The organism is Candidatus Spongiisocius sp. (assembly GCF_965221825.1).
Lineage (GTDB): Bacteria > Actinomycetota > Acidimicrobiia > Spongiisociales > Spongiisociaceae > Spongiisocius.
Genome location: NZ_OZ244917.1, coordinates 708,093 through 726,539 on the forward strand (window position 1 = coordinate 708,093; position 18,447 = coordinate 726,539).

13 protein-coding genes, 2 pseudogenes and 1 other annotated feature are annotated in these 18,447 nt (G+C 63.5%); of the genes and pseudogenes, 5 read left to right on the forward strand and 10 right to left on the reverse strand.

Annotated elements, in window-relative coordinates:
• Positions 1 to 16 precede the first annotated feature (16 nt).
• On the reverse strand, positions 17 to 778 hold the full coding sequence (locus ACOQPD_RS03315; protein WP_420613485.1) for a metallophosphoesterase family protein: 762 nt from the start codon (positions 776 to 778) through the stop codon (positions 17 to 19).
• Positions 779 to 1,054: 276 nt separating this feature from the next.
• On the opposite strand from ACOQPD_RS03315, the gene ACOQPD_RS03320 reads away from it, so the two are divergent.
• Complete coding sequence (locus tag ACOQPD_RS03320) at positions 1,055 to 2,221, forward strand: tyrosine-type recombinase/integrase (protein ID WP_420613486.1); 1,167 nt, start codon at positions 1,055 to 1,057, stop codon at positions 2,219 to 2,221.
• Positions 2,222 to 2,304: 83 nt separating this feature from the next.
• Here the strand turns inward: ACOQPD_RS03320 and ACOQPD_RS03325 are convergent, their stop codons facing one another.
• Positions 2,305 to 2,661, reverse strand: coding sequence for a GxxExxY protein (locus tag ACOQPD_RS03325; protein ID WP_420613487.1), 357 nt, complete (start codon positions 2,659 to 2,661; stop codon positions 2,305 to 2,307).
• A 338-nt stretch (positions 2,662 to 2,999) separates the two neighbouring features.
• The gene (locus ACOQPD_RS03330; protein ID WP_420613488.1) at positions 3,000 to 3,176 is read right to left on the reverse strand and encodes a hypothetical protein; all 177 of its coding nucleotides are present in this window, start codon (positions 3,174 to 3,176) and stop codon (positions 3,000 to 3,002) included.
• A gap of 676 nt (positions 3,177 to 3,852) precedes the next feature.
• On the opposite strand from ACOQPD_RS03330, the gene ACOQPD_RS03335 reads away from it, so the two are divergent.
• A complete protein-coding gene (locus ACOQPD_RS03335; RefSeq protein WP_420613489.1) occupies positions 3,853 to 5,073 on the forward strand; it encodes an IS110 family transposase in 1,221 nt (406 codons plus the stop codon).
• Positions 5,074 to 5,136: 63 nt separating this feature from the next.
• On the opposite strand, the gene ACOQPD_RS03340 is transcribed toward ACOQPD_RS03335, so the two are convergent.
• A complete protein-coding gene (locus tag ACOQPD_RS03340) occupies positions 5,137 to 6,009 on the reverse strand; it encodes an HNH endonuclease (RefSeq protein ID WP_420613490.1) in 873 nt (290 codons plus the stop codon).
• Between the two features lie 3 nt (positions 6,010 to 6,012).
• Complete coding sequence (locus ACOQPD_RS03345) at positions 6,013 to 6,183, reverse strand: HNH endonuclease (RefSeq protein ID WP_420613491.1); 171 nt, start codon at positions 6,181 to 6,183, stop codon at positions 6,013 to 6,015.
• A 300-nt stretch (positions 6,184 to 6,483) separates the two neighbouring features.
• Between ACOQPD_RS03345 and ACOQPD_RS03350 the strand changes: the two genes are divergently transcribed.
• On the forward strand, positions 6,484 to 7,461 hold the full coding sequence (locus tag ACOQPD_RS03350) for a DUF4268 domain-containing protein (RefSeq protein WP_420613492.1): 978 nt from the start codon (positions 6,484 to 6,486) through the stop codon (positions 7,459 to 7,461).
• A gap of 348 nt (positions 7,462 to 7,809) precedes the next feature.
• Here the strand turns inward: ACOQPD_RS03350 and ACOQPD_RS03355 are convergent, their stop codons facing one another.
• The 3 genes from ACOQPD_RS03355 to ACOQPD_RS03365 form a co-directional block, all read right to left on the reverse strand.
• Positions 7,810 to 9,327 carry a nucleotidyl transferase AbiEii/AbiGii toxin family protein gene (locus ACOQPD_RS03355; RefSeq protein WP_420613493.1) on the reverse strand — a complete coding sequence of 506 codons (1,518 nt, stop codon included), beginning with the start codon at positions 9,325 to 9,327 and terminating at the stop codon, positions 7,810 to 7,812.
• Positions 9,309 to 10,124 carry a type IV toxin-antitoxin system AbiEi family antitoxin domain-containing protein gene (locus ACOQPD_RS03360; protein WP_420613494.1) on the reverse strand — a complete coding sequence of 272 codons (816 nt, stop codon included), beginning with the start codon at positions 10,122 to 10,124 and terminating at the stop codon, positions 9,309 to 9,311. The genes ACOQPD_RS03355 and ACOQPD_RS03360 overlap by 19 nt, the downstream gene beginning before the upstream one ends.
• A gap of 529 nt (positions 10,125 to 10,653) precedes the next feature.
• Positions 10,654 to 11,952: an ISL3 family transposase gene (locus ACOQPD_RS03365; protein WP_420612458.1), complete on the reverse strand. Its 1,299-nt coding sequence runs from the start codon at positions 11,950 to 11,952 to the stop codon at positions 10,654 to 10,656.
• 444 nt (positions 11,953 to 12,396) lie between these two features.
• Between ACOQPD_RS03365 and ACOQPD_RS03370 the strand changes: the two are divergent.
• Positions 12,397 to 12,670: pseudogene (locus ACOQPD_RS03370) on the forward strand (integrase core domain-containing protein); the annotation flags it as partial.
• 33 nt (positions 12,671 to 12,703) lie between these two features.
• Here ACOQPD_RS03370 and ACOQPD_RS03375 read toward each other — a convergent pair.
• Together ACOQPD_RS03375 and ACOQPD_RS03380 are read right to left on the reverse strand one after the other, a co-directional pair.
• Positions 12,704 to 13,537, reverse strand: coding sequence for an IS110 family transposase (locus tag ACOQPD_RS03375; protein WP_420613495.1), 834 nt, complete (start codon positions 13,535 to 13,537; stop codon positions 12,704 to 12,706).
• A 468-nt stretch (positions 13,538 to 14,005) separates the two neighbouring features.
• Positions 14,006 to 16,840 carry a DUF5050 domain-containing protein gene (locus tag ACOQPD_RS03380; protein WP_420614424.1) on the reverse strand — a complete coding sequence of 945 codons (2,835 nt, stop codon included), beginning with the start codon at positions 16,838 to 16,840 and terminating at the stop codon, positions 14,006 to 14,008.
• A gap of 203 nt (positions 16,841 to 17,043) precedes the next feature.
• On the opposite strand from ACOQPD_RS03380, the pseudogene ACOQPD_RS03385 reads away from it, so the two are divergent.
• Positions 17,044 to 17,723: pseudogene (locus ACOQPD_RS03385) on the forward strand (IS3 family transposase); the annotation flags it as partial.
• Positions 17,271 to 17,387 (forward strand) — a sequence feature (AL1L pseudoknot). (Overlaps the previous pseudogene by 117 nt.)
• Positions 17,724 to 18,447: the final 724 nt, after the last annotated feature.

The following is an 18,447-nucleotide window of genomic DNA, read 5'->3' on the forward strand; positions in this document are numbered from 1 at the left end:
ACCGGACAGTGACACTTCAGCCGTGGCGCACCGCGCGAGCCGTGGCCCGGAAGTAGCCGACATTGCGGCAGACGGTGCGTCCCACCCGCCACGCGTGCGCCTGGGGCTGGTGGATGTCTCCGAAATAGTGGTAGAGAGGCTGGTGGCTGACCAGGTAGTCCAGCACCTCGGAGGACGATCGCTCCAGCATGCCCGTCACCACGTCCCGGCGGAGCGGCGCCACCGAGGGCGCAACATGGGTACAGAGAATGTCCACCCGACCCAGGGCGTCCAGCTTGGCGGCCATGGCCTCGTGCGACACCTCACCCCGGGCCCGGGCCGGGGTCGGCACCCCTCCCCCGGCGAACCCGATCGAGTAACCCTCGATCTCGACCACCTCACCGTCCACCAGCGCCGCCGCTCCCGACAATGCAGATGCCATCTCCTCCGGCCAGTCCACGTTGCCGTGGATCACGTAGGCCTTCTCGGCAGGGAGTAGGGCCCGGCGCGCCGCCCGGTACTGGCGGCGTACCGCGGTCCGGATGCGTTCGGCCAGCTCGGGCGCCCGTCCCTCCTGGACCCGCCGCCACAGGCGGCGGTTGGCCGGCCAGTCGCCGGTCTTGCGGTTACGTATGAACTCCAGGGCGTATTCCCGGCCGTACACGTCGGCGGCGATCCCCCGGCCGGTCCGGTAGTCCACGAAGTTGAGCAGATCGCCGAGTACCAGGAGAGGTTCTCCACGCGAGGCGACCCGGGCCAGCTCGGAAAATGCTCCATGCACGTCGCTGACGATCAGCACCGACCACCACGATCATCGTGGTGCCTCGGCCGGACGGCCGGATGCCTTCGATCGGGCGGGAGGAGCATGGCGGCAAGGCTAGTGGTCTGTCTGCGGAATCGCAAGGTTTTGTTCCGTTAGTACCCATGTGAGTTCAGAATGTGCTGTTGGCCTGGGGTTTTGTGGCTGGGTGGTGGGTTCTGGGGTTTCATAGGGTGTCATGGGATGTCACTGATTTGCGCGCCTAATGTGGTAACTGGTAGCGTCCTCGCTGCGGGCAACGAGTGAGGTGGGATGATGGTGAGACGCAAAGGCGCTCCGCTCACGGCGGCGTTCGTGCGGACGGTGACCCGCCCGGGTCGGTACGGTGACGGCAGAGGCGGGCATGGTTTGTCCCTTCTGGTGAAGCGGATGAAGTCGAGCGGGCGGGTATCGCGGTCTTGGTCGGTACGAGTTTACGACCCGGCTACCAAGCGTCAAACTTCTATGGGTATCGGCCCGTTTCCTCTGGTCACCTTGGCAGAGGCTCGCGAGCAGGCGGTTGAGATCCACCGGGCGGTGAGGGCCGGTCGGGATCCCAGAGACGGTGTTGGCGAGGTCACGTTCCGGGCTGCTACCGAGCGGGTGATCGCCCTTCACGAACCAGGCTGGAAAGCGGGTTCGCGGATCGGGATCAGCTGGCGGAACAGTTTCGAGCGTCACCTTTTCCCCACCCTGGGGGACACTCCGGTGGGCGAGATCACGAGCGGTGACCTGTTGGCAGTGCTGGAGCCGGTATGGGGGGAGAAACCCGCCGCGGCCAAGGTGCTCAAGACCCGGATCGGTACCGTGTTCTCGTGGGCTCGGGCTAAGGGACTGCGCACCGATGATCCGATCCCGGCGCTTACCGCGGCGCTTCCCCGCCACGGGCGGGTCCGCCACCACCGGGCGCTACCGGCTTCTGAGGTTCGGGCGGCGCTCGACACGGTCGACGGTTCGGGGGCTAGCCCAGCGGTGCGGTTATTGACACGCTGGTTGGCGTTGACCGCTTGTCGCACGATCGAGGGCCGCGGCGCCCGCTGGTCCGAGATCGACACCGCCACAGCTACCTGGACGATTCCAGCCTCCCGGATGAAGGTCGGGCGGGAGCACCGGATACCGCTTAGCCCACAAGCCCTCCACGTCTTGGCCGAGGCTCGGGACCGGTGGGACGATACGGGTCTGATCTTCCCCGGCCAGACCGGTAGACCGGTCAGCCACTCGACCGTTGCCGGTCTGTTCCGCAGCCTCCAACTCGCCTGTTCCCCACATGGACTCCGTGCCAGCTTCCGTACCTGGTGCGGCGAGACCGGCGTACCCCGAGAAGTAGCCGAAGCAGCACTCGCCCACACCGTCGGCGGTGTCGAAGCCGCCTACAGCCGCGGCGACTACCTAGAACGCCGACGGCCCGTAATGCACGACTGGGCCCAAGTCGTCACCCACTAGCCCCCAACAGCCGGCAAAACCCCTACCCGAAAGCCCTAGCTATCCCGGTCGGGACACTCCCCCCTATGGGCCTCGTCATGACCTCACGAAGAGGGCATCAACTCACACATGACGCCTGTGGGCGTAAAACAGACGAGGAGTCCCTTCTCAAAGCGTGTGGTCCGGAGATACGCTTCCGTTTGTGCCCGGTGGGCTGGGGATATTTTCGCCCCGGTCTTTAGTTCGACCGCCAACTCTCCATCGATGACGAAGTCGAGACGCTGCAATCCTACTGCTACACCTTTGTATAGGATTTCTACGTAGGCTTCGACAGCGAACTCCAGGTTGGGATGGGTGGTGCGCATTTCGTGGGCCATGGCCTTTTCGTAGACGTCTTCTCGGTATCCGTAGCCGAGTTCCTTCCAGACGGTACGGGCGACCTCTCCAACGGTTTCGATCATTGTGTCCGCTTTCCTCTATGCGGGATATGTATCAGCCGGAATCTTCGCCATCGTCGGGGGCCGTGCTCAATTCTGCGAGTTCCCACTCCGACGGAACGGGCGCATCCGTAATGGCCCGAGGGGAGAACCGGTGACTGACCGCCTGGTGTGGGTGGACCTGGAGACGGGGGCCTCGACCCGGCGGCTGATCAGATCTTCGAGGTAGATGTGGCCGTCACCGTGCCCGACCTGTGCATAGTGGCCGCGGGCGAGTGGGTACTGGTGCACCTGGGCGTATACCAGGATGCCGACGGCAACACCATTACCCGCCGACTTTTGGACCCGCGGGTCGAGGGAATTCACTTCGGACAAACGGCCTCCTCGAGCATGTGGCCCTCTCGTCTACGAGCCTCCGGGACGTGTAGGGCTATGTGCTCGACCTGCTGGTCGGCGCCGGCGTAGGCTACCGGTAGGCGCCCCTCACCGGCGCCAGCGTCCACTTCGACCGGGCGTTCTTGGCCCGTTGACCTGCCCATCGTCGACGGCTGGCTCCACTACCGCCATGTGCACGTCGCCACCGTCCACACCCTCACCCGGCTGTGGAGCACCGAGCTTGAGTGGCAGGGCCGGCCTGCGGCGCAGCACAGAGTTTGCCCCGAGCTCTACGAGTCGATCCGGATCCTCCGCCAGTACCGCCAAGCCCTCTGGTCGCCCGATGCCTAGCCGGTACACGCCCTACCCGATATTCTGCTATCAGTTATGAGTGTTTCGTGGAGTCGGGATATTTGAGTCTGTTGGTGTGCTGACCCGAAGTGGAGGGGTCTGAGGCCATATCGATACCGCCCGAGTTCCGTCGCCTCTGTTGTTGGGTTCTGTTCTAGCTGATTTGGGTTCGGAGCACGAGCTCCTCGGTGAGTGTTGGGGTTCGGGCTTGGGAAGCCGGCCGTTGGGGTCGGTGCTCTTGGAGTCCCCCTTTACCTTGTTGAGTAGCTCTGATGTGTGAATATCGGGGCTGGTTGCTCGCCGCGGCGGGCAGGGCTTTGTCCCCCTGTCAGAGAGATGGCCTGGGGGGTGTTGCCACCCGCCGTGGTTGGGTGCCTGCGACCTCTTACAGGGACATGCACCGACAGGGGGCTGGTTCGTAAAGTGGTTGAGGCGTTGGTGCCCTCGAGTAGCTGCCGAAGGAGTTTGCGACTAGAGAGGACCAACTGAATGGGTGAGAGCCCTACGCCCGCTCCCGGAGTGTTCGTCGGTATAGACATCGCCAAGGGCAACCATTACGCCTGTGCGGTGTCGGCCAGCGGTAAGGCGCTGTTCGCCCGAGCGGTTCCCAACGACGAATCAGCGATCCGGCGGATGATCGACGACGCTGGGGACCACGGCCGCCCGGCGTTGGTGGTTGATATGACCTCGTCGGCGGCTGTGCTGGCGCTCACCGTCGCCGCAGAGATGACGATTCCGGTGGCCTATGTCACCGGCCTGGCGATGCGCCGAGCTGCCGACCTCTACGCAGGTGCGGCCAAGACCGACCCCAAGGACGCCCAGGTGCTGGCCGACTACGCCTGGCGTAACGCGGATCGTCTGAGTTGGACGACTGTCACCGATGAGCTGTTGGCCCGTCTGCGGATCCTCAACGGTCGGGACACAGACCTGGCCTCCGACGCGACAAGAACCGTAAACCGCCTGAGAGACGCCCTATTAGCCGTGTCCCCGGCTCTGGAAAGCGCCGTGGGAGAAAGGCTGATGTCGACACCTGGTCTCAGAGCCGCGCTGGTGAAATACCCCACCCCCACAGCGCTGCGAACGGCCGGCAAAGCCCGGGTGCGGACGCTGATCTCCAAACGATCCAAGCGCACCGCCACCACACTCACCAACCAGATCTGGGCTGCGCTCAGCTCCCAGACCGTCACGGTGCCAGCCGAGGCAACCTGGGGCGAAACCATCGGCGACTTGGCCGCCGACCTGGACCGGATCATCGACCGCCGACAACGCCTCGAAGCCGACATCGAGCAGGCCTTCTTGGAGCATCCGCTGGGAAAAGTCCTCAACAGCATGTGCGGGTTCGGACCCAGAACCGGCGCGAGAACCCTCGCTGAGATCGGCGACCCGCACCGGTTCGCCAACCCCGCACGGCTAGCCGCCTACGCCGGGCTAGCCCCCGTGGACCGACAATCAGGCCGCAGCCACCGAACAGGACGATCACGAGGCGGAAACCACCGACTCAAGAACGCCATGTTCATCGCCGCGTTCGTCGCCACCCGACACGACCCCGACGCCCGCGCCTACTACCTACGCAAACGCGCCCACGGCAAAGACCACAACGCCGCGGTCATCTGCGTCGCCCGCCGACGCACCAACATCATCCTGGCCATGCTCAAGACCCAAACGCCCTACCAACCCCGCCAACCCGAGAAACTGCCCGAAGCGGCTTGACAACAAGACAGGGACACCCCCCTATTGTCTCCCTCCGATCCCTAAAACTCTTGCTATCAGTCGCTAGCCTTCCCGGACTTCGTAGCTGTGACGGCGCAGGTAGCGGACAGCCCAGGCGATTCGGTCGGCTACGCGGGCGCCGGGAGGGTGTACCCGATCCCATAGCTCCAGGTTCTCGATCCGGTTGTCGTCGCGGATGGCGTTCCGGTGGTGGACGTACTCGTCGGACCGGAGGCCGCGGCCGAGGGCGTACTCCATAACGACCCGGTGCTCCAGCGCCCAATCGCCCGAGGGCAGCCGAACCTCCACGTACCCTTCGGTATTTCGGCGCCTCATACCCGTAGCCAACCCGGCGCCGTCACCGTCCCGGCGGCCCTGGGCGTGGGGGTAGCACTTATTCGCCGCTCCACGGCCGACCCGCCCCTTCCTCTCACAGCCCTCGACCTCACACTCCGGCCGCTCCCAGCCCCCGCTGTTGCTGTTACCCCCGCCCCGAGGGATTATCGGAGCGTCCAGCGGTATGCCGTTCTCCGCCCGGTACTTGTGGGTACCGCAGTAGCGGCCAGCGGGCAACGTCACCACGGCGACCGTCTGACACTCGGGAGCTTCACAAATCCGGTGGGCTGGGCAGTAGCGCATCCGCGACGCTACCGGCGCCGAGCACCCCTCCCGAGCACATGTCCGGGCCGGCCTGTCGCCCTTGCGCTTGGCTCGCTTGGATGCTTTCCGGCAGCCATCCGAGCAGTAGATCCGCCCCTGCTTCCGCTCGAACAGGTCGCCGCAGGTAGCACACTCGCGCGGCCCGAGCTTCGCCCGGCGCCGTTCCCGAGCTCGGCGGCGGTGGTCCCGCTTGGAGCACACCTGGTCGCAATACTTCCGGCCCTCCCGCCCCACGCCCTCGGCGCCGCACTCCTGGCAAACCCGATAGCCCGTCACCGCTTACACGATCCGGAACTGCGATCCGCGGGTACGCCCGTCGGGGCGGCCACGATTGCACGATTGGCAGGCAGCCCGCACGTCCTCGGGCCGGTCATCTCCGCCCAGGGCCACACCGACGATGTGGTCAACCTCCGTCCTGTTATTGAGCAGGCCGGCCCGGTGATCTGGCATCGCCACCCATCCTTAGCGAGCAGCTGGGCCCGTACCTTCGCCCCATCCCGCTCGCCTCTGCTGGCGTACCACGGTGTCCACCGTACCACGGCGGCTAGCGGCGATAGCGGCGCTCGACGTTCTGTAGAACCCATGGCTCGACACCCCCCGGGACCTCCCCACAACAACGCCCCGGGGGTACCCAGCAAAGACGCGCTCGGCTCCTCGGCGAGGGGATGGAGGCTAGGCGGACCTCGGGGGCCCCGCACGGTAGCGGCCGGCCGTGACGGCCTGACACATCGGGGTTAGGCTGTTCGGGTTATGACAGTGCCGAGTCCACCCCAAGAGTTCAAGCTGATCGACATCCGCGAGGTGTGGCCGGGAGAGGCGAAGGACTTCACTCCCTGGCTTGCCGACAACCTCGAGGCCCTGTCCGACCACTTGGTAATCGGCGAGTTGGAGTTGGATAGCACGGAGGTCGAAGTACCCGGAGGCCGCAGACTCGACATCCTCGCCAAGGACGCTGACGGTCGCAATTGGGCGGTCGAGAACCAGTACGGCGAGGCCGACCACGATCACCTGACCCGGGCCCTGTCCTACGCGGTCGGTCTCGAGTGTCGAGCCGTGATAGTTGTTGCCGAGTCCCACCGTGACGAGTTCGTAGCGGTGGCGGACGAGTGGAACCGCTATTCGGAGGCCTACGGATCCGACGGCATCCGGCTGTTCCTGGTTGCCATCGAAGCGGGCCGGATAGGTGACTCGGTGCCCGGGTTCCGGTTCCGGCTTGTAGCCGGACCGAATGAGTGGAAATCGGTTACGGCAACGGGACCCAGGCCGCCTTCGGACGCTGACCGTGATCGTGAGGTAGCGCAGAGGGAGTTCTGGACAGGGCTGCAGAAAGTGATGAGCAGTAGGGGCGACTTGTTCAAGGCCAGTACAGCTGGTCGCGGAGCCTCGTATGTAGCCATTGTCAGCAAAGGCCCCTTCTGCTTTCAGTTCTGGGTCCGGATGAACTCATGTCGGGTCCAGTTGCGCATCGAGTCGGGAGACGGCGAGCAGAATGACGAGTTGTACAACTCGATTGCTAGCGACCGGGAGACAATTCACAATGCTCTCGATGCCAAGCTGGTGTGGGAAAACAATCCCAAGGTCCGTTCTTGCCGTATCTACAGAGTTCCAGAGGGAGCCTGTGGCTGGCGCTCGTCTGCGGACGAACGCGACGCTGGCTATGTAGTCTTGTCGGATGCCATGCACCGATTCCATGAGACGTTCATGCCCTACATCGAGAAACTCGTCTAGGAGTCCCTGCATCCAAGCGGGTTGATGTAGTTACAGCTGCTGTCTACCCAGCGTGACGTCACGTCCGGGTTGGTCCGCTGGGCGGATATTTTCGACCCTTGGTCAGGCCCGCTCGGTGATCCTTACCTTCGTTTAGCGGCTGCGTAGTGGCGCCTCCTTTAGCAGCTTGAAGGACTCGGCTTACGCGGAGTCCGTCGGGATCAGTAGCATCTCCGGTGGTGGGCGACCGGCTGGTCGGACCGTCCGGCGGGGCTGGCGTGTCGGTTTGTCAGGACTCCCGGATGTGGTGGTGTAGATGTTTGTCGGGGTGGTTCCTCCGGGCCGAGGGGCTCCGGCTTTCTGTTCGTTTCATAGGCTCCGTCCGTGTCCACGGTCGGGGGGCTCGACCTCTGGTGCGCTCAGCTCGGTGTGTTCGCACCGCCACCCCTTGAGCGAGCATTGGCAGGAGGTGGATGTGGGTGCGACTACGGCGCGGTTCCCGATGTCGCGGGTGGCGGTGGCGGCGGTGAGGAGACCGAGTTGTTCCAGGGTGTGGGTGGCTGCTTGGCGGGTCGGGTACGGCGGGGATATGGCGTCTACTGTGCCTTCGGTGTTGAGGCATAGCAGGTGCCAGGGTTCGTTCGGGGCGTGTGAGAAGACCCTCACCGTCGGTACTTGGTCCCTCGGGTGGGGGTCCGGTCCCATGATGTGTAGCTTTGGGTGGGCGTTGAGGAGCCCGACCAGGAAGTCGCGGGCCCCCTCGGCTTCTTTGAGCGTGGGGTGCGGGCCGGACAGCGGGCGTGGGGGGCTGTGGTGTCCGATGGTGGCTACTTCCCAGCCCGAGTTGTCGGGTTGGTAGCGGCGGATGTGGACACCTACCGGCTGGGCGGGCAGGCGCCGGCGGGTGTTGTGAGATTTCCATCGCAGCCATGGTTCTGCTGCGATGCGGCGTTTGAGACGCTCGTCTGCGGTGAGTAGCTGGGGTTCTACCCGGCCCCAGTCGAGGAGCATGTCCAAGAAGGCTTGCTCGGATGGGGTGAAGGGGAGCACGATCCGCCGAGCGGGGGCGGCTTTGGCCTCGAGCTCGGTGAGGTAGGTGTCTGCTGTGGCTGGCAGGGTACGCTGTGCGTCAGTGTGGGTCAGCGCGGGGCGGAGTTGGCGGCCCAGGTCGCGGGCCTCGACCATCGCCGGGCGGTTGGCGCAGACTGCTCGCCAGTCGGGGCGGGCTCCGCCGCCGTAGATGACGAAGGCGGTGCGAAGCTTGGCCGGGTCCAGCCCCGGGAGGTCGGGGATCAGCCCGGCGTCGAACAGATCTCGGGCGTATCCGCGGTCGTATAACGCTGAGAGTTTGCCAGCGGCGATCTCGTGGATATCGAATAGGGGCACACCGGTGGCCTGCCACCGACCCAACCGCTGCGAGTCGTGACGTGTTGGGGGCCAGAGAGGCACCCGCCGTACGTAGCCAACGTCCACCGAGAGACCTTCACTGCGGCCGAAGGCGTTACGGTATCGGAGGTCCCATTTGCCGCCCGCATGGTCGCGTTCGAGGTTGGGCCGCCTCTTCACCCCCAGCCCGTGGGCCGGGAGCAGACGCGCTAGGGCGTCCTCGATGTGTGGCCGCTCCGCCTTCATCGTGGCTCGGTCTTCGGCTCCGATGTAGTGGTAGTCCAAATCGAACGACAGGCGGGGCACCGCGAGGACGAACAGGTTGAGCGCGGTGCCCCCCGTCAGCGCCAGCCGCCTGCCGAGGTAGGGGTGGGCGGCGATATCGTCGGCTAGTGCCAGGAGCCGCACTGTCTTTTCGATCCGGTCGGCGACGAAGCCGCTGGCAGCGGCTAAGACGTTGAGCTCCCGGCGGGTCGGTGGGGTCAGAAGACCAGTTCCCATTGCCGTTCCACGACCTCTACCGGTACCACCAGGTTCCAGTCCTCCACATAGTGGGTACGCTTGCGGGGGAAAGTGTCGAACACGAACATCCGCCCCCGCGGACCGGGAGGGCGGAACCGGTCCAAGTCGCCATTGTCGATTCCCCACAGCTCGCGGTGCTGGTCCAAGAAGAACCCCACTTTTGCTCGCAGGGCCGGCCCCCCGTCCCGCAGATGACAGTAGGCGGCCACCACCTCGACGTCGATGCTATCCGCCCGGGTCACAGACTGGTAGATCTCGTCCCAACTCCCCCCATAGTCGGGATCCGCCAGCACATCCACCAGGGTGCGCTCCATCGTCGTCACCCGCACAGTCCCGTCTGCATAGGTTTCGGTTACCACCCCGAAATGCTGACTCCCCGAATCTATGAGCCGCTGCGGGAATCGAACACCCCGATAGCACATCGCCCCATAAACCATAGGAGGGGCAGGGTCGGTAGCCGAGTACACGGCGTCGAACCACAACGAGTACGAGATCCCCCAAAAATCAAGCGCCGCGTGGTGCGACACCACCGCGTCCGGGGCCATCTTGGTCGCGACCAGATCCGGAATCGGCTGGAACCGAGCCGGGTCGACACCATCGGCCACCACCGCGAACAAGTCCGGCCGCACAGCCACGACCCGTCCCGCCCGCACCCACCACTCCTCGAGACGGCGGGCGTCCCCAACAGGGTGGGCCACACCATGCCCGGCCAAAAAGGCGGCCAGTTCTGAACCGGTGAACACCGGCTCGCTAGCCAGAAACGTCTCACAATCCACTGCACCACCTCCACTACCACCAACCATAACCGCAGCCCACCTATTCCACCCCCCCTCCCGCCTACGGGCCACCAGCCCACCCCGACCGGCCACCAAACATAGGATCTGGTTGCTCATCCGCACCTCCCTTTCTGCTCATCACCGGAAGTCCCATACCATCCCGCTGTATAGGTCCCCAACCGACAGAGACCGTCACCGGGCGAGCTGTCGTCACCGAACATACCCAAGACGACCCCCAACCCGGTCGCGCATCCACCCCCACAGCGGTCGCGCTCAACCGCGACCGGTCGCGCATCCCCTCCGACAAAAGGCCTTTACGATCGGCACACGAGACAGAACGCCCAGGCCAACGACACACAGACCCCCACAACAAGCTGCCAGCCCGCTCCTGTCGGGGAACAGCCGCCCAGGCCCCACCCAGAGGGACACACCTCCCAGCAGCGCTCGAGACAACACCCCCGGCCGCCCAGCCAAACAATCCAGCCCAAGTGGAACCCCCACCAGGCAGCGAAAAGGGGCTCATCGCGTTTCAGTGGGGAGTGATGGTGGTGAGTAGGTTCCAGTTGGGTTTCCCGGCGTAGAGGAGTGCTCTGATTCGGTAGTTCGCGAAGTTGCGGAACCCGAAGGCTGTTCGCTTGATGCGTTTGATGAGGTTGTTGAGGGCTTCGGTGGGTCCGTTGGTCACTTTGGATATGTGCCAGTTGGCGATCTGGGGGGTCCAGCGGGCGATGGTTCGGCCCAGTTTGTTGATCTCGGGTGGGCAGGATTCGTGTTGGAGGTCGTCGGCGAGTTGGAGGGTGTATCGGAGGGCGGTTGGGATGCTGTCGATTTGGTAGATGCCCCGTACGGTCTCTTTGGCGTGCCAGGCTGTGCGGACTTCTCCGTGGGGGTCGCCGGCGTCCAAGAGACCCCGCAGCCGGATGCGGCCCCGGTCGCTGATCCGTTCCGAGGCGGAGGTGAGTAGCCGCCGTATCCGATACAGGGGGTCGTGTTTTCGGCCTCGGTGCCCGAGGGTTTCGTTCTGAACTCGGCGGCGTACTTCGTCGAGTCGCTGGTTAGCGAGCCGTATCACATGGAACGGGTCTGCGACCTGCGCGGCGTTGGGCAGCACCCTGTCATACGCGGTCCGATACGGGCCGGACATGTCCAGCACGGCCCAGCGGATCCCGTCTCGCCACTCCACCGGTTGTGACCGGAACCACCGGGCGGCGCTTTCAGCTGTCCTACCAGCCACGATGTCGATCAGCTGGCGGCCTCCGACATCGACCACAGAGGTGCACCACACCTTGGTCCGCCAGCGGCCCTGACGCCAGAACAGGGTCTCGTCCACCCCCACAGCCTCAACTTGGCCGACCCGAGAGGTGTCGGCCTCCAACAGGGCTTCGCCCCAACGGGCAACCTCGTTGTTCACCGTATGCCATCCACAACCCAGTTCTGTAGCGACCTCATCGACCGGGCGACCCAGCTTCCCGACCTGGACGGTCACCCACCGAGCCGCCCTCGATGTCAACAATGCCCGCTCCGGACCAATCCCCGGATCCTGTTCCACGAACGACCCAACCGCGCACCCAGGATTCGGGCACGCCCAGCGCCGTTTCCGCCACCGCAACCGAACAGGCCGCCCGAACGCCGGCAGGTCCACCAACACCACCGTCCGATACCCCTTCGACCACAACCGGCTGCCACAGTCATCACAGGTCGGGCGGGGTCGCCGGGAGCGGATCACTACCTCCAACGGTTCGTCCCCGCCTCCGTCGCCGATCCCGACCAGATCAACCTCCCCAAGGCCGACCAGCAGCTCGCACATGCGCGTAGGATCAGCTTCCACAGGGGTCCTCCTGCCTCGGATGTGTTTTCTCAACAGCCGATTATGGAGGACCCCTCCTCACTTCTGGCGGATTCCGACCCCCCTGGAAGATCCCCTACTCCCCACCCATTCGCGAAGAGCCCGAAAAGGCGAGCCAGCGGGGACAGCGAAGAGAATGTGGCAATAGGCCGGAGGGCTGGTGGAATCGAGTAGACAGACAGAACCCGGGAAACCAAGCGCCGGGACACACGTCCCATCGTGGCGCTAATGGGAGGGGGACGCATGTCCCGCACCAGGAGCGGTCAACTCGGGTCGAGACGAAAAAGGCGACAGCCAAGTTTTCATTAAAATGGGACACACGTCCCGGACATATGTCCCCGAGTGGTGGACGTATGTCCCGGAGGGCTGCTTTTCGGGGGGTGTTAGCGGCTCTGTTCCGGGTGACGCAGCTACGGGGGATGCTGCATCGATCGGGTAGTGATCGACAACGCCTGGGCCTACCGTTGAGGCCAAGCCTTTGCCGATGCCCTGGCCCACCTCGGCGTCGCTCACAAACTCACCCGACCCCTATCGGCCCCAGAGCAATGGCAAAGTCGAACGGGTTCAACCAGACCCTGGCCCACGGCTGGGCCTACCGGCAGATGTATGTCAGCAACCGGGCCCGACGGTACGCCCCTCACCGAGTTTCCTCGATCGTTACAGTCACCAAAGATCCCACAGCGCGCTAGGCGGTCAACCACTCTCCGGCAAACCCGGGGTGCCTCTGTGTTTGTCAAGCCGCCTCTGGTCGGGATCTGTTGGCGCGGGATCGTTGTCGTTCGTCGGCGAGCATGAGCCGCCAGACACACGACGCGATCTTGCGTTTGAGGCATCGCATTGCTGCTTTGTGGGTCTTACCCTCGCTGATCTTGCGGTCGTAGTAGCGCCGCCCCGCGCTGTTACGCATCCGGACCTGGGTAACAGCGACGAGATGCAGAGCCGAGTTCAGTTTCCGATCCCCGCTGCGCGACAGGCGATGGACAGCCCGCTCCCCGGAGGAGACCTCTACAGGAGCGACGCCGGCATAGTTGGCGAACGCGTCGGAGCTGGGAAACCGAGAAGCCCGTCCGCAGCGGCCGATGAGACGAACCGCCAACACCGGTCCGATACCGTTGACCTCAAGCAGCCTGCTTCCATAGTCTTGGAGGGCTTCGGTCATCTGGGCGGTGACCGCCTCCAGTCGAGTATCTATGCTTCGGATCTCCCTGACCAGGTCCCATGCCAGCGCCTTGCGGGTCGCCTCTGGCGGTGTCTTGGGACGGATCTTGCGGAGAAGCGTCCCTGCTGTGTTGGCCTTGAGCGCCGTCGGCGCACCGCCCGGAATCAGGTCTCTCAGCAGGGCATGGAGCTGGTTGACCGACCGGACCCGCTGAGCCGCCAGGTTCGCCCTCCGCTCCTCCAACAGAGCGAACACCACTGTTATGTCCTCGGCAACGACTACCGAAGCGTCACCGTGAAGCGCTGCAACACTCGCGGCCGCAGCAGCGTCGATCACGTCGTTCTTACGTCTCCCGCCCCGAGACAGCTCACGCACCCGGGCGGTCGCGGCGGTCGACGCGTCAAACACCACCTCGTCCTGGGCCACAAGCCACCGGGGCGAGATGACAGCCCAGACCCCGGGCGTTCTCCACCGCCCAACGTCGCTCCCCGAACTGACGCGCCCAACCCAACAGCTGCCGGTAACCGCCAATGGTGGCATCAACTCGCACCGACGACACCGACGTGTTCGTCGCCGCGTCCACTGCCGTAGCGGTATGGCTGCCCTTATGCGGATCCACTCCGATAATCATGATTACTGGTCCTTTGGTCTCTGACATCTTGGGACACCACGGCCGGCATGCCGACTTCGAGACACACAAGGGGAAATCACGCCTCTGTTGAGCCAGACCGCAGCCAGCCGTCAACTGGGAGGCACACCCCGGGAGAGCCAACCCAAAACAGTGGCAGACGGTTCACCACCCAACCCAGCCAACGACCTACCAGACGCTACGACCAAACAGCCCCAGCGACCAGCACCCACATACAAGTCGGCGGTTCACACGACTAATGGCGACCACACCGGGCACCCGCCGTTGGTGGTGAGTTGTTGCTGGTTGGTTCCGTCCGCGTTCATAACCCAGACTGTCCAGTTTGGCCAGTCGTCGGCGGTGTAGGCGATTCGGGTTCCATCAGGCGACCACACCGGGCACCAGCCGTAGTTGGTGGTGAGTTGTTGCTGGTTGGTTCCGTCCGCGTTCATAACCCAGACTGCCGAGCCTCTGTTGTCGTCGTAGACGGTGTAGGCGATTCGGGTTCCATCAGGCGACCACACCGGATGACTCAAGCCGTAGTCGTTGGTGGTGAGTTGTTGCTGGTTGGTTCCGTCCGCGTTCATAACCCAGACTTCCCAGTTGTCGCCGTAGACGGTGTAGGCGATTCGGGTTCCATCAGGCGACCACACCGGACCGAAGCCGTAGTTGGTGGTGAGTTGTTGCTGGTTGGTTCCGTCCGCGTTCATAACCCAGATTGTCCCGGTTCGCCAGTCGCCGGCGGTGTAGGCGATTCGGGTTCCATCAGGCGACCACGCCGGAGGACCCACACCGTAGCCGTAGTCGTTGGTGGTGAGTTGTTGCTGGTTGGTTCCGTCCGCGTTCATAACCCAGACTTCCCAGTCGAAGTTGTCGTCGTAGACGGTGTAGGCGATTCGGGTTCCATCAGGCGACCACACCGGACCGAAGCCGGTGGTGAGTTGTTGCTGGTTGGTTCCGTCCGCGTTCATAACCCAGACTGCCGAGCCTCTGTTGTCGTCGTAGACGGTGTAGGCGATTCGGGTTCCATCAGGCGACCACACCGGAGGACCCGAGACGTAGTCGTTGGTGGTGAGTTGTTGCTGGTTGGTTCCGTCCGCGTTCATAACCCAGACTTCCCAGTCCAAGTTGTCGTCGAGAACGGTGTAGACGATGCGTTGTGGGGTTTGGGTTTGGGTTGTGATGTGGATGGTTTGGGAGCCTGGGTTGAGTCGGTCGTTGATCGCGTCGTACAGGGAGATACTGACATCAGCCCAGGGGCCGGTAGCTAGCTTCTTAACTGTCTTGGGTAGTATCTTGCCCAACAGCTTCCGGACTGCCTCATCCGCCAATTCCCACACTTTGCCGTAGTGTTTCTTCATGTTGCTAATGGTCAAATTCTTTGCAATACAGTTGAGCGCGTCTTTGAAGCGGTCGAAACCCGCAGAGTTAGCTCCTGGACTCCCGACAACACACTTCCCGATCTCGACGATCACCGGACCGAAAATCTTCCCCAATATGTCCTCGAAGCCGTCCAGCAACAGTTTAAAGAAGAAGCTGACCACATCAAGACTATAAGCCTGATACGCATACACAGGAAACACTCCACCAACCAGAGTAGATAGATTATAAGACATACCAGCACCACCAAACAACGCATACGAGTTCGGCTTGACCGGCTCGATCTTCCCAACCAAGTCAGCTACATTGTCAGCCCAACCACCCAACAAACCCACACCAACGTTCCTAGCCTCCGGAGGCGTGGTCACCAACTGAATGTACCGCCGATTTGACTTAATCGTAACCTTCGCAACATCACTACCACCCGACTTCAAGCACTCATGCACAGCCAACAGATTCCCATCCAACCAGGCCACATCCTCACCACCACGCACGAGTCGCTGATAACATGGATCAGGAGGATCAGTACGCCCGGTCAACCCATCAACCGCGTCATCCAACATATCAACAAACCACCTCCACGCAGCCCCAACCCCAGCCACAACCCACTTACCCGTAGTCACCGTCGTATCCACAGCCGTATCCACAACGAATTTGCCCGCCTTCACCGCCGTTTCCACAGCGACTTCGTTAGCCTTCCATACCCACCGTACAGGCGCCGTCGACACATTCCACGCGGAACCCCAAAAAGAAAACTCATCCACCGCCACCGTAACCGTCCCCGCATCCTCATCCCACAACCCCAACCGCACATCAACCTCACCGTCATCCCCATAATGCAACACCAACGGAACCGCATCCTCCGCCGGAGGCGGCGGCACATCCAACGTCAACAAAAACGAACCATCAAACCCAACATCAGACGTCAACTCCACCCCCACACCAGCAACCACACCCTCAACCTCATCCACCAGACCATCCACCACCCTCATCGTCACATCATCCGCACCAAACCCCACATTCGACCCCACCGACAACACCGCACCATCCACCCGCGCCAACACCCCAAACGGATCATCCAACAAACCCAACGCCCTCACCAAAAACGACGCCATCTGCCCCCTCGTCACCAAATCCCCAGGACAGAACCGCAACGGATCAGTATCACAACCCCTCGTCACCCCCTCAGCTGCCAACACATCCACATTGGCCTCATGGACACTCCCCCCCGTATCCGCAAACCCCGCCGACGCAGCCGACACCCAACCAAACGCCCTCACCAAAAACGACGCCATCTGCCCCCTCGTCACCACATCCCCAGGACAGAACCGATCAACATCACAACCCCGCGTCACACCCAACACCGCCAACCGCTCCACAAACGGCGCCCACCACACCCCGGCATCAACATCCACAAACCGGGAACCAGAACCAACCGGATCCACCCCATCAAGAACCCGAACCAACCACACCGCCATCACCCAACGCTCAACACCATCCCCAGGACAAAACCCACCATCACACAAAGTACCCTCAAACAACCCCACATCAGCCAACGAACGAACCGCCCCCGCATGCACCGACCCCCCATCCACATCCCCAAACACCAAACCCGAACCACCCACATCACCCTCAGCCAACACCGGAGAAACACCCACCCCACCAAACAACGAACCCACCAAACCCAAACACACAACCACCACAACCAACCGACCCCTGAACCGCCCCGGTGAACCGCCCCACCGAGATTGACCCCACCCCACCACCGAACCACCCCGACAACCAACACCCACAGACCCGAACCAAGACAACCCAAACACACCAACACGCTAGCCTGGAGCATTTCGATGATCAACCAAGGGGGTTCCTACTCGAGTCTCCGGAGGTTCGGGAGCGGGCTGTCCGGATGGTGTTGGAGCATCGGGGGGAGCACCGTTCTGAGTGGGCGGCGATCTGCTCGATTGCTGCCAAGTTCGGCTGCTCGTCTGAGACGTTGCGGCTGTGGGTGCGGCGAGCTGAGCGGGACCAGGGCCTGCGGCCTGGGTTGACGTCTGATCAGGTGGCAGAGTTGCGCGAGTTGCGTCGGGAGAACCGTGAGTTGCGCCGCGCGAACGAGATTCTGCGGAAGGCGTCCGCGTATTTCGCGGTGGCGGAGCTCGACCGCCGACCGCGCAGATGACCGCCTTCATCGACGAGAACCGCCAGGAGTTCGGGGTCGAGCCGATCTGTGCTGAGTTGCCGATCGCCCCGTCCACCTACTACGAGCACAAGCGTCGCGAACGCGAACCGGACCGTTGCTCGGGTCGTAGCCGCCGGGACGCTGAGCTTGTTCCACATATTCGCCGGGTGTGGGAGTCGAACTACGGGGTGTACGGCGCCCGCAAGGTATGGCGCCAACTCCAGCGGGAAGGCATCGGGGCGGCCCGTTGCACAGTGGAACGCCTGATGCGCCTCGAAGGCCTAGTGGGCGTGGTCAGAGGCCAAAAGAAGCGCACCACCATCTGTGATGAGGACGCAGCCCGCCCGGCCGATCTGGTTGACCGCCGCTTTGGGGCCGATGCTCCGAACCGTCTATGGCTGGCCGATATCGAGCGCCACGAGGCGCTTACCAATCGTGCGGTGGTGGGAGGCCACCGCCTCGTGTCCGTCGCAGCGGGCACGTTGAAGCTGGGGGCAGCCTGAACCCCTGGAACGGGGGGTTCGGGTGGGAAGCAGCCCTGACAACGACGGAACGGATCAGTACTGCCAGATGGTCCGGGTCCGGCTAGCGAGACAGAAAGGTGTACGTGTAGATACCAGCGACCGAAAGCTCCTCAAGAGACCCAGCGGCTCGAACCTGGCGGATTAGGGCCGCGTAGCGATGCACACCCGCAAGGCGATGCCGTGTGGGTGACTCTTGGGCCGGTTTATGTCGCCGGTCGGGAGGCCATGGTGAAGGCCTGCGGCGTAGCCGTGGCGATGTTGCAGGGGCATAGTTGGGCACCGACCCTGTCGAACGGTTGGAAACCGAGTGTGGGAACCATCCCTCCGGTTCCTCACCGGTCGGTATTTCACCGGTTGGTAGGAGAGGTCCGTTGCCGGCTGATGCCGGTGGGGTGGGGCGGAGGACCCGTAGTAGTCCGAGATCGGGAAAGCCGGTCACATGGCGAAGGGGTCCAGTGTGTTCGCAGCAGACGTGTTGATCACGGAGGTCGCTGGTGAATACCGGCGCACCGTGGCCCGACCTGGTTGAGGCTGGGCGGCGGGTACGTGTGATGCAGACGAAGCTGCACCGATGGGCGACGGCTGATACGGGCCGTTGCTTCGATGA